Annotated in this window: 13 protein-coding genes; 7 read left to right on the top strand and 6 right to left on the bottom strand. The window is 67.9% G+C overall.

What is annotated here, in order from left to right:
- Nucleotides 1-19: 19 nt before the first annotated feature.
- Nucleotides 20-820: an excalibur calcium-binding domain-containing protein gene (locus ACZ5VC_RS05655; protein WP_469118788.1), complete on the bottom strand. Its 801-nt coding sequence runs from the start codon at nucleotides 818-820 to the stop codon at nucleotides 20-22.
- A gap of 203 nt (nucleotides 821-1,023) precedes the next feature.
- Here ACZ5VC_RS05655 and ACZ5VC_RS05650 point away from each other — a divergent pair, with 203 nt between their 5' ends.
- Nucleotides 1,024-1,164, top strand: coding sequence for a hypothetical protein (locus tag ACZ5VC_RS05650; protein WP_469118787.1), 141 nt, complete (start codon nucleotides 1,024-1,026; stop codon nucleotides 1,162-1,164).
- On the opposite strand, the gene ACZ5VC_RS05645 is transcribed toward ACZ5VC_RS05650, so the two are convergent.
- Both ACZ5VC_RS05645 and ACZ5VC_RS05640 read right to left on the bottom strand, forming a co-directional pair.
- Nucleotides 1,165-1,353, bottom strand: coding sequence for a DUF397 domain-containing protein (locus ACZ5VC_RS05645; protein WP_469118786.1), 189 nt, complete (start codon nucleotides 1,351-1,353; stop codon nucleotides 1,165-1,167).
- Nucleotides 1,353-2,198, bottom strand: coding sequence for a helix-turn-helix domain-containing protein (locus ACZ5VC_RS05640; protein ID WP_469118785.1), 846 nt, complete (start codon nucleotides 2,196-2,198; stop codon nucleotides 1,353-1,355). Before ACZ5VC_RS05640 ends, ACZ5VC_RS05645 begins: the two co-directional genes overlap by 1 nt.
- Before the next feature lie 196 nt (nucleotides 2,199-2,394).
- On the opposite strand from ACZ5VC_RS05640, the gene ACZ5VC_RS05635 reads away from it, so the two are divergent.
- Nucleotides 2,395-3,051 (top strand): ATP-binding protein, encoded by a 657-nt coding sequence (locus ACZ5VC_RS05635; RefSeq protein WP_469118784.1) that lies wholly within the window; start codon nucleotides 2,395-2,397, stop codon nucleotides 3,049-3,051.
- A gap of 10 nt (nucleotides 3,052-3,061) precedes the next feature.
- On the opposite strand, the gene ACZ5VC_RS05630 is transcribed toward ACZ5VC_RS05635, so the two are convergent.
- Complete coding sequence (locus tag ACZ5VC_RS05630; RefSeq protein WP_469118783.1) at nucleotides 3,062-6,199, bottom strand: DEAD/DEAH box helicase; 3,138 nt, start codon at nucleotides 6,197-6,199, stop codon at nucleotides 3,062-3,064.
- A gap of 78 nt (nucleotides 6,200-6,277) precedes the next feature.
- Entirely contained in the window at nucleotides 6,278-7,285 is a 1,008-nt protein-coding gene (locus tag ACZ5VC_RS05625; RefSeq protein WP_469118782.1) for an SEC-C domain-containing protein, read from the bottom strand.
- Nucleotides 7,286-7,370: 85 nt separating this feature from the next.
- Here ACZ5VC_RS05625 and ACZ5VC_RS05620 point away from each other — a divergent pair, with 85 nt between their 5' ends.
- The 3 genes from ACZ5VC_RS05620 to ACZ5VC_RS05610 all read left to right on the top strand — a co-directional run bounded on the left by ACZ5VC_RS05620 (nucleotide 7,371) and on the right by ACZ5VC_RS05610 (nucleotide 9,965).
- Nucleotides 7,371-8,156: a class E sortase gene (locus ACZ5VC_RS05620; RefSeq protein WP_469118781.1), complete on the top strand. Its 786-nt coding sequence runs from the start codon at nucleotides 7,371-7,373 to the stop codon at nucleotides 8,154-8,156.
- Between the two features lie 115 nt (nucleotides 8,157-8,271).
- Complete coding sequence (locus tag ACZ5VC_RS05615; RefSeq protein WP_469118780.1) at nucleotides 8,272-8,439, top strand: hypothetical protein; 168 nt, start codon at nucleotides 8,272-8,274, stop codon at nucleotides 8,437-8,439.
- On the top strand, nucleotides 8,436-9,965 hold the full coding sequence (locus ACZ5VC_RS05610) for a sodium:solute symporter family protein (RefSeq protein ID WP_469118779.1): 1,530 nt from the start codon (nucleotides 8,436-8,438) through the stop codon (nucleotides 9,963-9,965). Before ACZ5VC_RS05615 ends, ACZ5VC_RS05610 begins: the two co-directional genes overlap by 4 nt.
- A 52-nt stretch (nucleotides 9,966-10,017) precedes the next feature.
- Here the strand turns inward: ACZ5VC_RS05610 and ACZ5VC_RS05605 are convergent, their stop codons facing one another.
- Nucleotides 10,018-11,406 carry an MFS transporter gene (locus ACZ5VC_RS05605; RefSeq protein WP_469118778.1) on the bottom strand — a complete coding sequence of 463 codons (1,389 nt, stop codon included), beginning with the start codon at nucleotides 11,404-11,406 and terminating at the stop codon, nucleotides 10,018-10,020.
- A 92-nt stretch (nucleotides 11,407-11,498) separates the two neighbouring features.
- Here ACZ5VC_RS05605 and ACZ5VC_RS05600 point away from each other — a divergent pair, with 92 nt between their 5' ends.
- Together ACZ5VC_RS05600 and ACZ5VC_RS05595 are read left to right on the top strand one after the other, a co-directional pair.
- Nucleotides 11,499-12,038 carry a winged helix-turn-helix transcriptional regulator gene (locus ACZ5VC_RS05600; protein WP_469118777.1) on the top strand — a complete coding sequence of 180 codons (540 nt, stop codon included), beginning with the start codon at nucleotides 11,499-11,501 and terminating at the stop codon, nucleotides 12,036-12,038.
- A 54-nt stretch (nucleotides 12,039-12,092) separates the two neighbouring features.
- Nucleotides 12,093-12,431, top strand: coding sequence for a DUF6412 domain-containing protein (locus tag ACZ5VC_RS05595; RefSeq protein ID WP_469118776.1), 339 nt, complete (start codon nucleotides 12,093-12,095; stop codon nucleotides 12,429-12,431).
- Nucleotides 12,432-12,598 lie beyond the last annotated feature (167 nt).

Raw genomic sequence — 12,598 nt, 5'->3', positions numbered from 1 at the left:
ACTTCGGGTCAGCCCTGGATCACTCGCAGCCGACCCCGTCCCCATCGCGGTCGAGATGCCTTCCGTACCCGGGGTCCCCACGATGTACGGGCGCGGCGCCGGCGGCACGTGCGGCAGAGCAGTTCGCGTAGTACGTACTGCCACCGCCTCCGCTCCCGCCGCTGTCTCCGCCGCCCCCGCTCGTACTGCTGCCCCCGCTGTCGCCGCCACCGGAGTAGGGCTCGCAGCCGATCCCGTCCCCGTCGCGGTCGAGGTGGCTCCCGTACCCCTCGTCACCCCGTCGCACGGGCGCGGCGCCCGCCGCTCGGGCCGCGTCACAATTGCGGTAGTACACCTCATGCTTCGGAGCGACGGGCTTCTTCGACGCAACCGGCGTGGGCGTGGGCGTGGGCTTCGGCTTCGGCGCGGTGACGGTGATGCGCACAATGGCGGTGCCACCCACCGCCCCCGGCTCCGTGGGGCTCAGCCGGTACGTGAACTGGTCCTCGCCGCTGTACCCGGCTGTCGGTGTATAGGTGACCTGAGCACCCTTGAACTCCGCGGTGCCGTGACTGGGCGCGGAGCCCACCGTGAGGCGGTACTCGGTCTCCTTGAGCACCTCGGTCAGCGGTTGAGAAACTGCCGAACCAGCCGTTGTGGCGGTGTCGTTGTCGAGTACGGCGATGACCAGAGGCTTCCCCGCGTGGGCGCTCTCCTCGTCGTCCACGAGCACGGTCGTCGCCCCGACCGTCACGGACGGACTCGCCGAGACCGTCTCGACGACCTTGTTCTTGGCGCCCGTACCGTCGGCCGCCCCGCCCTCGCACCCGGTGAGAGCCATCGAGAGTGCGGCTGACGCGACGATCAGCCCTCTGCGTCTGCGTGTCGCTCCGGTTCGCATAAGCCCCCCAAGTCATCGCGGAGTTGGAGCGCCTGATGCTGGCACGGCAGGGCTCTCAGCGGGACGGAATGGTCGGGCCGGGTCCGGTTGTGAGGAAAATGTGTCCAGATGGTGGCCGGACCGTGTCTGCTACTCCTCCTCCGATGAGGAACTGCACCGTGGCGCGCGAGTCCCGCCCCTCCATCACCCACCACGTCATCGCCGACGCGCGCCATGACGTCCACGTGGACCAACCAACGGCACTGAACGTGGCGATCGCGTGGTTCCTCCCTAGGAGCCTCTGATCAGAAGGACCCCGCGGCCTGGACGAACGCCTGCCACGCCTCCCCGCCCACCGCAATAACGGAGCTCTCGGGCCGCTTTGAGTCCCGTACCAGGGCACCCTGATCGTTCCAGGCGCACTCAACGCACTCTGTACCGCTGCCGCCGCTGTACGAAGACTTGAACCAACGGAGGTTGGGTCGCGCTGCCATCAATGCTCCTCGCACACACGCTCAATGAACTCCGCGGAGGCTGTGAGGTCGAGCGCCTGCGCGCGGAGGTAGTCGAACGCCAATTTATAGCGCTCTAGTTCTTTCGGCTTCTCCATAAACAAGCCACCGCCGAGCAGGTCCGCGTAGATCACATCCAACTCGGGTGTAGGGCCACCCAGGATGACGAAGCTCCCAACTGCCGCCGCGTGGGCGCCGGTAGAGAAGGGCAGCACCTGGAGAGTTACATGAGAGAGCTTGGATAGTTCAAGGAGGTGGTGGAGCTGCTCTCGCATCGTGCCACGGCCGCCTACGAGCCGCCGTATCACCGCCTCGTCGATCACAGCCCAGATGTGCGGAGGCTCGTCTCGGTGCAGCAGTTCCTGGCGCTTCATTCGAATGTCGACCATGCGTTGGACCTCGTCCTCGTCGCAACGCATCTCTGAGGCACGGTGTACGGCCTCGGCGTAGGTGCGAGTTTGGAGCAAGCCTGGGATGTACATGCAGGCGTAGTGGTCCTCGCGTACGACTTCGTCCTCCAAGGTGAGCATCAGGTTCATCGACTCAGGGATTGAGTCTGCCAGCGACCGCCACCACCCCTGGATCTTGGCCCCTTTGGCGAGCTCGACGAGGGCGGTCCTCTCCTCGTCGGTGGCGCCGTATTCACGGCAAAGTGCGTCCACCGCCGGCCACTTGACGGAACCTTCCTTGGTCTCGTAGCGGCTGAGCGTCGCCTTGGAGATCCCCACGCGGGCACCCGCTTCTTCAAGCGTCAGGCCTACGCCCTCGCGAAGGCGTCGCAGGTCGGCCCCCAATTGGCGCCTACGAGTGGTGGGTCCGACCGGCATGTGTGGCCCTTTCCGCTGAGATCTCTGCCGAGGGTGCACGAACGATGGATCGAGCGGCAAGGCGGCGTGCGCTGGGGGCGCGACCGCTGAGGGCGTGCTACCAAGTCCCGTTTTTGAGAGTTCCATTTTGGAAGTTTCACTGCAACTCTAGGTGTTGACGCAACTGCGCTCCGCTGCGACCCAAGGGGTGATCAGTATGGATGAGTACGACTGTGGGGTTCCGCGAAAGCCCTGGGAACTGCCGTTCCTGGCGGAACCGGAGGAACTGTCCGGCTTGCGCAACATCCTGAGGATGCACCTGGGGCTTTGGGGGCTCCCAGATCAGATCGATACCGCCCAGGTGTGCTTGAGTGAGATGGTCGCCAACGTCATTACTCACGTGGGAGTCGGTACGCCTACGACGATCTCCGTGTCCATGAGCGGCACATACCTACGCCTCGAGGTACATGACCCTGACACCCGGGCAACGCCGACTCTGATCCAGGCGGGCCCGGACTGTGAGTCCGGGCGAGGCATGGCCATGGTCAACACTCTGGCTGACCGCTGGGGCGTGCACCTGTACGCCGACCGCAAAGTGACGTGGTGTGAGATCGCTACCGGGGGCAGGCCAGAAGATCGCGGCAGCTGGAACGTTCGAATGGCGCGGGCTGAGGCGGTGATTTCTCTCTACGGCGCAGCCAACTTCCCCAGCATCCCAAGTTCGACACCGTTGGCCATCGCCGTTGCGGAGGAGGCCGTTATCGACGTGTTCATTGACCTGCTCCACTGGCTTCGGGTGCGTGGTTGTGACCCGGATGGGGCGTTGGACGCGGCTCAAATCCAATTCGAGGCGGAGGTAACGGGAGCGGCATGACCTGAGACCGCTAACCAGCAGCGATGGCCGAGTAGGTCCACACATCCGCCGGGATCTCGTGTCGAAGCTTCCACGTGATTCCCATCGGCTTGCTGCCCTTGTGCTCCGCATACTCAGCCGGACCGAGGAGCATCCAGGGCTGAGGCCCACCGATGTCTGTCTTCTTGTAGCGGCGAACGAAGAGGAGGACGTGGCTGCCGTTCTCCTTGTGCGTCTGGTATCGGACACCCGTGGGGGATGTCTCCGAGGTTGTGTTCTGGGACTCCCAGTGGAAGAGGGAGTCGTTCAACGCGTAATCCCGATAACGGGTCTGCGGCGAGAAGTCCTTCTCGTCCTTATCTAGGGTGATCATGAGAGCGTCAGTCTGTATGCTCTCGCACCACCTCACGCCCTCGCGGAAATGACCAGGCATGAATCCGCCGATGAAGGACTGACCCAGGGCAGGGAGGATCTCTTCGCGGCTGTAGGAAGCGTGGATCGTCAGGGGCAGACTGGCCAGGCTTCCGACGAGGGGGACAGGCACGTGGTCGGTGCGGTCCAGGGCGTAGGCCAGCACCTGGCGGAGTTCATTGCGGAAGGCGTGCTGCGGGCGCAGTGAGTCCAATGCCTCCTGGTATGTGGAGAAGCCGCCCAGGGGCCAGAGAGAGAAGTAGAGCATGCGTGCGTAGGCCTGCTCGAGTTCCCCGAGTTCGTCATAATTCGGGGCGTCGTCCTCAAGGAGGTGTGTGTACGCCGCGATGCGCCTGGGGTCATCGATGTGGAGGAACGCGGAGACGCGCTTGAGGAGCGCATCCTCGCCATCTGGGCCGACGCTAGGCAGCAACATGGAACGGCGAAGGAGGCCCGTCCATGAGTTGCCATTGCCTCGATAGATTTCCTTCAGCTCGCGTCCGCTTTCCTCGAGATAAGCCGCGAGCTTTGGCTCGCCGTACTGGCCTACCTCACGAGCCAGCTGTGAGACATTGACGCTGATCTGGCTACGGATGTTATTGATGATCAGTTCCTTGGCTTTTGACTCAAGGATGATCTGGCAGCCGGAAGGCAGCTGCGGGAAGTCGTGCTCAATGTTCGCTAGTAGACGGTTCCGCGTCAGGTTCGTCAGGGCGCGGAACTGTTCCTCGAAGCGGAACTCCTTCCGATGCTGGCCTATGAAGTCCAAGACGGTGAGCACCGCTTTTCCTTCACTACGTCGAAGCCCTCGGCCCAACTGCTGAAGGAAGATGGTGGCGCTCGATGTCGGGCGGAGCAGCAGCAGCGTGTCCACGTCTGGGATGTCCAGGCCCTCGTTAAAGAGGTCTACCGAGAAGATGACCTGGAGCTCTCCGGAGCGAAGAGATTCGAGAGCCGCTTTGCGTTCCTCTCGAGGCGTCTCGCCTGAGAGCGCGACAGCGTTGAGGCCGGCCCGGCGGAAGAAGTCGGCCATGAAATGGGCGTGCGAAACGGAGACGCAGAACCCAAGGGCACGCATGGAGCCTGGGTCTGTGACCTTGTCCACAACTGCCTGTACGACGAGACGGGCACGGGCGTCGTTGCCGGTGAAGAGATTGCTGAGAGCCGAGGCGTCGTAAGACCCTCGCTTCCACGCAATGGCGCTCATGTCGGTGTTGTCGGTCACGCCGAAGTAGTGGAAGGGGCTCAAAAGGTCGTTCTCAAGGGCTTCCCACAGGCGCATCTCCGCCGCGATACGGCCGTCGAAGAACTCGTCCTGGACGTTGCGACCGTCCATCCGTTCCGGGGTGGCGGTGAGGCCGAGTATCTCAAGAGGTGCGAAGTGATCGATGATCTTCCGGTAGGTCGGCGACACACCGTGGTGGAACTCATCGATGACGACGACATCGAAGTGGTCGGGAGCGAATCGTTCAAGGGAGCGGGCATTGAGGGACTGGACGCTGGCGAAAACGTGCTTCCACTCCTCAGGCACGAGGTTGCTGTGCAGCTCTTCGCCGAAGTTGGCGTCCACCAGGACGTCTTGGTAGGTGCGAAGGGACTGGCGGAGGATTTCCTGCCGGTGGGCTACGAACAGCAGCCGCAGATCACGTCCGTACCTCTGCCGCAGACGCTTGTAGTCGAGCGCGGCCATAACGGTCTTGCCCGTGCCAGTGGCCGCTACCAGCAAGTTCCTGTGGCGGTCGTGGACTTCGCGCTCGACCTCAAGGCGCTCCAGCATGTCGCGCTGGTGAGGATACGGACGGACTTCCAGCCCGGACAGGGTGATGCGACGACCTTCAACAGTGCTGGTGCCGCGCCCCGCCAGGTGAAGGGCCTCATCCAGGCGCGTGGCGTCCCGGTCCGGGTCGTACGACTCGAAGGCTGACTCGCTCCAGTAGGAGTCGAACGTCGCTTCAAACTTACGGAGGACATTGGGAGTAGCGATGGAGGAGAGGCGGACGTTCCACTCCAGGCCGTCGAGGAGCGCTGCCTTCGACAGGTTGGAGCTGCCCACATACGCGGTGTCATAGCCGCTATTGCGCCGAAAGAGCCATGCCTTGGCGTGGAGTCGCGTAGAGCGCAGCTCGTAGTTGACCTTCACCTCGGCATTGAACTTCCGTACCAGACGGTCCAAGGCCCGGCGCTCGGTGGCGCCGATGTACGTCGTGGTGATGACGCGAATGGGAACCTCTCGCGCATGGGCAGCTTCGAGGGACTGCTCTATGACGCGAAGGCCGTGCCACTTTACGAAGGCGCAGAGCAGGTCCACGCGATCGGCCGTCGCAAGTTCAGCACGCAACTCAAAGCCGAGGCTTGGATCCTCAGGGGAGTTGGTGATGAGCGCAGTTTCGGAGAGTGGAGTCGCAGGTCTGATCGAGTAGACGCCTTTGGCCTCCTGCTCGGCTATGGCAAGTAGCTGCCGTGGGCCGTCAGCGACGAGGTCTACCCACTCACGCGCGCCGTCGATGGTGTTCATCGACTCCAAGATGTGGTTGGCCGCATGGACCCGTTCCGCCGCTGGCAGCCTCTCCAGGACACGACGCATCGTGTCCGCTACATGCCGTGCGATGACCTGGGGCGACGACTCTGCCCCCACCACGTCGTCGATCGCATGCCAGCCATCAGTTGCCAAGCCTTTGAGTTGGTTCTCAAGACGCAACGTAATCAGCTGCTCGTACAACCCAGAGATCGGCTGGTCGGCATTGATCGAACCGGTCATGGTCATCCCTCCCCGTTCAGACCTGCCCAGAGATATCAGGCGGCACTGACAATCTGAACACGGCACCGGCGTATCGGGTCAGTCCTCCCCATGGCACTCCCCGTACGTCCTCCCCCTCCCGCACCAGCACAGCGCCGACCTTGCCGGCGGCCACGGGGTGGCGCGGCCTCTGGCTGCCAGGGTGGTGGCGTACTGGGGGAGGAGGTCCGCGTTGGAGGGGGAGGAGGATTCGGAGGCGGCGAAGGCCTCGTAGGAGGGGACCGTCGCCGGGACGATGCCGAGGTTGGGGGTGCCCGCTGCGGAGAGTTCGCGGAGGGAGGCCTCGATGTCGGTCAGGTGGGCCTCGTACGTCGGGTACTCGGACTCCAACTCGGGGTACGCGGCGACGAGTTCGTCCAGTTCCGGTTCCGGCCAGTGGAGGACCGCCACCGGGAAGGGGCGGGAGAGGGCCGTGCGGTAGGAGCCCAGTTCGCTGCGGAGGCGGATGATCTCGGCCTGGAGTTCCGCCGGGTCCGAGGAGCCGAGGGACCACAGGCGCTTCGGGTCGTGGAGTTCGTCCAGGGGGACCTCCGCGGGGTGGAGGTCGTCCGCCAGGGTGTCCCAGGTGTCGTGGGGGAGGGCCAGGAGGCGGCGCACGCGGTGGCGCGTCGTCATGAGGGACTGGGTCGGGAAGGAGATCTGCTCGGACGAACCCGGGGCCGGCAGCAGGACGGCCAGGGCAGCCGTCGCCGTGGCCTCCGCCGTCTCCAGTTCGTCGTGGGCCTCCAGGGTCTCCGTGACGATCTCCCACGGTGACGGGTCCGTCGGAGTCGACGCCCGGATGCCCTCGATGATCGCGCGGGCCTCGGCCTCGTGGCCGTACTCCCACAGGTTGGCCGCCTTCAGGGCCTTGATCAGGTGCGGGTTCTCCGGGGAGGTCGCGAGGAGGCTGTCGTACAGGGTGGTGGCCCGGGGGCGGGCGCCGGACAGTTCGAGGTGGGCCGCGGCCTGGAGGAGGAGTGGTTCGTGGTCCTCGGGGTACTGCGCCGCGGTGCGCAGCAGGCGCTCGGCTTCGGTCGTGTGATCGGCAGGCGTGTCGGGGCGCATGCATGACACCGTACTGCTGTACGGGGGGCGCGTGGCGCCCCTGGTGGTCTGGTGAGTTGAGGTGCGAACGCCTATCGTGCGCCCCGTGCGGGAGCGGGTGCGCGTACCGGTAGTGGTGCAGGGGCGGGCGTCACGGCGGCGCGCGGCCGTCGGGCGTGGGCTGTGGGTCGGCGCCGAGCTCGCCGTCACCTTCGGCCTCGTCGTACTCCTTCTCGTCGTCCACCAGCTGTGGTGGACCAACCAGCAGGCCCGCGCCGACGCCGACCGGACCGTGCGCTCCCTGGAGGAGGAGTGGTCCTCCCCACCGCCCGTCCAGCCGGCCCCCACCGAGGAGGCCGGCCTCCCGTCCGCCCCGCCCGCCGAGAGCGGCGGCACATCCACTCCTCCGGCCCCCGAAGCGGACCGTTCCACCCCTCGCTGGGACCGCGCCTACGCGATCCTGCGCATTCCGAAGATCGGCGTCACCGCCCCGGTGGCGCAGGGCATCGGCAAGAGGAACGTCCTCGACAAGGGCTACGTCGGGCACTATCCGGGGACCGCCCAGCCCGGCGCCACCGGGAACTTCGCCCTCGCCGGGCACCGCAACACCCATGGCGAGCCCTTCCGCCGCATCGACCGGCTGCGCGGCGGGGACCTCATCCGGGTCGAGACCCGCGAGAAGGTCTACTCCTACGTCGTCGACCGGACACTCCCGCAGACCTCCCCGCGCGACAGCGGCGTCATCGCGGAGATCCCCAGGTCTCTGGCCGAGCCCGGCCACGGGTACAGCGAACCCGGCTCCTATCTGACGCTGACCACCTGCACCCCCGAGTTCACGTCCACCTACCGGCTCGTCGTGTGGGCGAAGCTCACCGGAACCCGTTCGCGCTGAGCCCCAGGGCACGAGCCATGTGCATGGGCCACATGCGCGAGCCCCATGTCCTGAAGGGGACGAGGTCGGACGGCGGGCCGAAGACCGGTTCCCGGTCCGCGCTAGGGTCCTGGAGGTGATCAGTCGTAGGCCTCACCTGTGGTGGCTGTTGCTTCCGTACGCACTCTTCGTCGTCGCCCTGCCGCTGGTGAACCGCGTGCATCTGCTCTTCCCCTGGCTGCTCGGTGCCACCCTCCTGACGCCCCTCGCCGTGGCGCTCGCCCGACGGGGGGACCGCCGGTGAACGCCGCCGTCGCCACCTCCGTCTTCGCCGCCTTCATGATCGCCACCGTCGCTCTCGGGCTCCTCGCCGTACGCGGCGGGGGCGCCGCCGGCGACGGCGCCGCAGGGGGAGGCGGGGGCGGGCTCGCCGAGTGGTCCGTCGGCGGGCGCAGTCTCGGGCCCGTCTTCATCTGGGTCCTGATGGCCGGCGAGGGCTATACGAGCTTCAGCTATCTCGGCGCTGCCGGGTGGGGCTACAACTACGGCGCCCCCGTCCTCTATGTGGTCGCCTACATGTCCTGCGGCTATGCCGTCGGATACGTCGTCGGACCCATGTTGTGGGGCTATGCGAGAAAGCACGGCCTTGTGGGGATCACCGACATGGTCGCCCACCGGTACGGGAAGCCGTGGCTCGGAGCGGCGGTGGCGGTGCTGGCGACGGTGTTCCTTCTCCCGTACATCCAGCTCCAGATCACCGGCATGGGCGTGGTCGTGTCGACGATCTCGTACGGGGCGATTTCCCTCAACTGGGGATATTTCCTCGCCTTCGCCGTCACCACCGGTTTCGTCGTGGTCAGCGGCCTGCGTGGCAGCGCATGGGTCTCCGTCCTCAAGGACGTCCTGGTCATCGCCACCCTTGGCTTCCTCGCCGTCTATGTGCCCCTGCACTACTTCGGCGGCTACGGGGAGTTCCTCGACCGGATCGTCACCGAGAAGCGGGAGTGGCTGACCCTGCCCGGGCACGGCGGGGGCGGCTTCGGGACGGCGTGGTTCGCGACCACCACGGTCCTCAACTCGCTCACCGTCGTCATCTTCCCGACGACCGTCGCCGGGTACCTCGGCGCCCGCGACGCCGACGCCCTGCGGCGGAACGCGATGTACCTGCCCGCCTACAACGTCCTGCTCTTCGTCCCGATGCTCCTCGGCATGGCGGCCCTCTTCGTCGTGCCGGGCCTGATCGGGGCCGAGTCCAACCTCGCGCTGTTCCGGCTGGTCGTGGACTCCCTGCCCGCCTGGGGCGTCGCGGTCATCGGCGTCGCCGCCGCACTGTCCTCGATCGTGCCGATGGCGGTCTTCATGCTGGTCATCGGGACCATGTGGGGCCGCAGTGTCCTCTCCCTCGTACCCCGGTGGAGCCGGCGGGAGAAGAGCGCGTCGCAGATCGTCGTGGTCACCGCCGGAGGCCTCGCGCTCCTGCTGACGTACACCGCGCCCAACACGCTCGTACGGTTGTCGCTTCTCTCGTACGAGGGGATGGCGCAGCTGCTGCCGATGCTGCTGCTCGGCCTGGTCTGGCGGCGGCTCACCCTCCTCGGGGCCGTCGGCGGGCTGGTGGTGGGAGTGGCTGTCGTCTCCGCGCTGGTCTTCAGCGGGAACGATCCGGTGTGGGGGATGAACGCCGGTATCGTCGCCCTCGCCGCGAATCTCGCCGTCGCGCTGGCACTCACCCTCGTCCGGCCGGCCGACGGTGACGCCCGGGCGGACGAGGACGTACTGGCCCGCGAGGAGTTCACCGACGCGGGCGCGGATCTCGTACGGGCACGCTGACCGCGAGGCGTCCCGGGCCACGCGCGCCATGTGACGTTCGCCCGTTCACCCCTCAACCCTCACCGCTCCCCCCTTTGCCGGCGCCCCCTGCGAGCACGCTCACCGCCCCCACCCCGGCCAGCCCCGCCGATACCAGCAGTGCCGCGTTCGCGCCCGCCGTCGAGGTGGCGATCGCCAGGGCCACACCCGCCGATGAGCCGATGTAGCGGGCGGTGTTGTTGGCGCCGGAGCCCATGGCCGCCCGCTCGGCCGGGACCGACTCGACGGAGAGGCGCGGGAGTGCGGCGTTCAGGAGGCCGCTGCCCGCGCCGGCGACCAACAGGCCGGGCAGCAGCCGGGCCCAGGACCCGGACGGGGTGATCCCGCCGAGCAGGGCCAGGACGCCGGCCGCCGAGAGGACGAAACCGAGAGCCAGTTGGCGGCGTGCCGTGAGCCGGCCGGCCAGGTGCTTGGACTGCAGGGCGACCAGGAACGCCGTACCGGACCACAGGACGAACAGCCAGGCGGCGCCCAAGGGGGACATGCCCACCGTGCGCTGGAGCAGCGTCGGCAGATAGCTGAACATGCCGATGACCGAAAGACCGGTGAAGAGCGCGCCCGCCGACGCCGCGACGAACGCCGGACGGCGCAGCAGCCCCAGGTCGATCATGGGCGTACGGCTGCGGCGCTCGACCGCGGTGAACAGGGCTCCCAGCGCCAGCGAGGCCAGCAGGAGCAGCCCCACCGGCGCGCGCAGCCAGCCGTCCCGGCCGAGGGTGAGGGCGGTGAGCAGGGCGGCGAGGGACAGGCCGAGGGCGAGCGCGCCCACCGCGTCGGGGCGGCCGCCGCGCGGCGCGCGGGACTCGGTGAGCGTACGGAAGGCGGGGAGGGCGGTCAGCAGGGCGGCCACGGCCAGGACGTCGTACGTCAGCCGCCAGTCGACGGCGGCCAGTGCGCCGGCCAGGAGCGGGCCGAGGGCGATCCCCGCGCTCACGAACGCGCCCCACACCCCGGTCGCCCTGAGGCGGGCCGGTCCCGCCGGGTAGGCGTGGACGAGCAGTCCGAGGCTGCTCGCCAGGATCGCCGCGCTCGCCGCGCCCTGGGCGACGCGGGCCAGTGTGAAGGTGAGCGTCGAGCTCGCGAACGCGCCGAGGCCGGCGGTGACGCCGAGTGCGACCGTCCCGGCGAGGAAGACCCGGCGCCTGCCGTGGTCGTCGGCGAGGCTGCCCGCCACCAGGAGGACGACGGCGAGGCCGAGCGGGGCGCCGTTGAGCAGCCAGGCCTGGGCGGAGAGCGGAGTCGCGAAGGACTCGACCATGCCGGGGAGGGTGAGCATCGGGGCGGTGTAGTTCATCAGCGCGAGGGTGGTCGCGGCGCTGGTGACGGCGAGGGTGGCGGCCGGGTGCGGCGGCGCGGCCGTCGTCGCCGGTGTGGGAGGAGGAGCCTGTACGCGCTGGGTCATGCCGGGCCTCCGCCCCGAGAGCGAGTGGGTTCAGTGAACGAACCTACCAGGGTTGGTTCGGTCATTGAACCGATACTCGCTAGGCTGGCGCCATGGCTCTCGGCAAGGACTACGCGGCGCAGCAGTGCTCCATCGCCCGCGCCCTGGAGGTCGTCGGCGAACGCTGGACCCTGCTCGTGGTGCGCGACGCCTTCTACGGCGTGCGCCGCTACAGTGACTTCCTCGCGCATCTCGGCGCCCCGCGCGCCGTTCTCGCCTCCCGGCTCCAGGCCCTCACCGAGGCCGGGGTTCTGGAGAAGTGCCGCTATCAGCAGTCGCCGCCGCGCGACGAGTACGTCCTGACCGACCGGGGTCTCGCCCTCTGGCCCGCTCTGCGCGCGCTCTCCCTCTGGGGGAGCGAGCACACCCCCGGCAGCGGCCCCATGCGTCACTTCCATCACATCCGCTGCGGTACGGAGCTCGGCCCGTACGGCGAATGCCCGGCGTGCGGGGTCGGCGTACCGCCGCAGGACATCGAGATGAGGCCAGGTCCCGGCCTGGACCCGGACCCCCAGGACCCGGTCGCCCGGGCCCTGTTGCGCCCGCGCCGACTTCTGGTGCCGCTCGGCGCCGAGCACACCGATCAGCGGTGACCATCGTGTATAACGGCTGGAGGTAATCGAACACCGGGCTAGGGAAGGAGCGGGATGATCAGGACCGTCGCTACGCGGCCCGTCGCCCTGCTGCTCTTCCTCCTCGCCCTCACCGGCGTCCTGCTCGCCGACGGCGCAGGACTCTCCGCCGCCGTCGCCACGGTCGCCGCCGTCGCGACCGCCGCCGCCACGGCTGCCGCCTGCGCCCTTCTCGGCGCCCGCAGCGCCCAGGCCGTGCCGCCCACGCGCGTACGGACGGCCATCCGCGACCGCGAGCAACGCACCGCCTTCCTTCCGCAACGCGACCCCGACGCCTCGGGTCGCAGGCGGCCCCGAGCCCCCGGGCTGCTCGTCCCGACGGCCGTCCAGGGGCGCGTTCCCTCCTTCCGGTAGCCGAGCAGCCGAGCATCCAGCCGGCCGACCAGGCTCGTGGCCGAGTGGCCGAGTGCCGAGTGCCGAGTGCCGAGCAGCCGACCAGGCTCGTGGCCGAGCAGCCGCGTTGCCCAGCAGGGCTCGCCCGCCAGTCATCCCGGAAGCCCCGACCCGCCCCTGCGCGGTTC

The organism is Streptomyces sp. NPDC033174, assembly GCF_055577795.1.
This window is presented reverse-complemented; position numbering and strand designations above follow the sequence as displayed.

What these genes read in the sequence shown, in the direction of transcription:
- ACZ5VC_RS05655 (WP_469118788.1), bottom strand. Translation starts at nt 820, where the DNA reads ATGGCTCTCACCGGGTGCGAGGGCGGGGCGGCCGACGGTACGGGCGCC.
- ACZ5VC_RS05650 (WP_469118787.1), top strand. Translation starts at nt 1,024, where the DNA reads ATGAGGAACTGCACCGTGGCGCGCGAGTCCCGCCCCTCCATCACCCAC.
- ACZ5VC_RS05645 (WP_469118786.1), bottom strand. Translation starts at nt 1,353, where the DNA reads ATGGCAGCGCGACCCAACCTCCGTTGGTTCAAGTCTTCGTACAGCGGC.
- ACZ5VC_RS05640 (WP_469118785.1), bottom strand. Translation starts at nt 2,198, where the DNA reads ATGCCGGTCGGACCCACCACTCGTAGGCGCCAATTGGGGGCCGACCTG.
- ACZ5VC_RS05635 (WP_469118784.1), top strand. Translation starts at nt 2,395, where the DNA reads ATGGATGAGTACGACTGTGGGGTTCCGCGAAAGCCCTGGGAACTGCCG.
- ACZ5VC_RS05630 (WP_469118783.1), bottom strand. Translation starts at nt 6,199, where the DNA reads ATGACCGGTTCGATCAATGCCGACCAGCCGATCTCTGGGTTGTACGAG.
- ACZ5VC_RS05625 (WP_469118782.1), bottom strand. Translation starts at nt 7,285, where the DNA reads ATGCGCCCCGACACGCCTGCCGATCACACGACCGAAGCCGAGCGCCTG.
- ACZ5VC_RS05605 (WP_469118778.1), bottom strand. Translation starts at nt 11,406, where the DNA reads ATGACCCAGCGCGTACAGGCTCCTCCTCCCACACCGGCGACGACGGCC.
- ACZ5VC_RS05600 (WP_469118777.1), top strand. Translation starts at nt 11,499, where the DNA reads ATGGCTCTCGGCAAGGACTACGCGGCGCAGCAGTGCTCCATCGCCCGC.
- ACZ5VC_RS05595 (WP_469118776.1), top strand. Translation starts at nt 12,093, where the DNA reads ATGATCAGGACCGTCGCTACGCGGCCCGTCGCCCTGCTGCTCTTCCTC.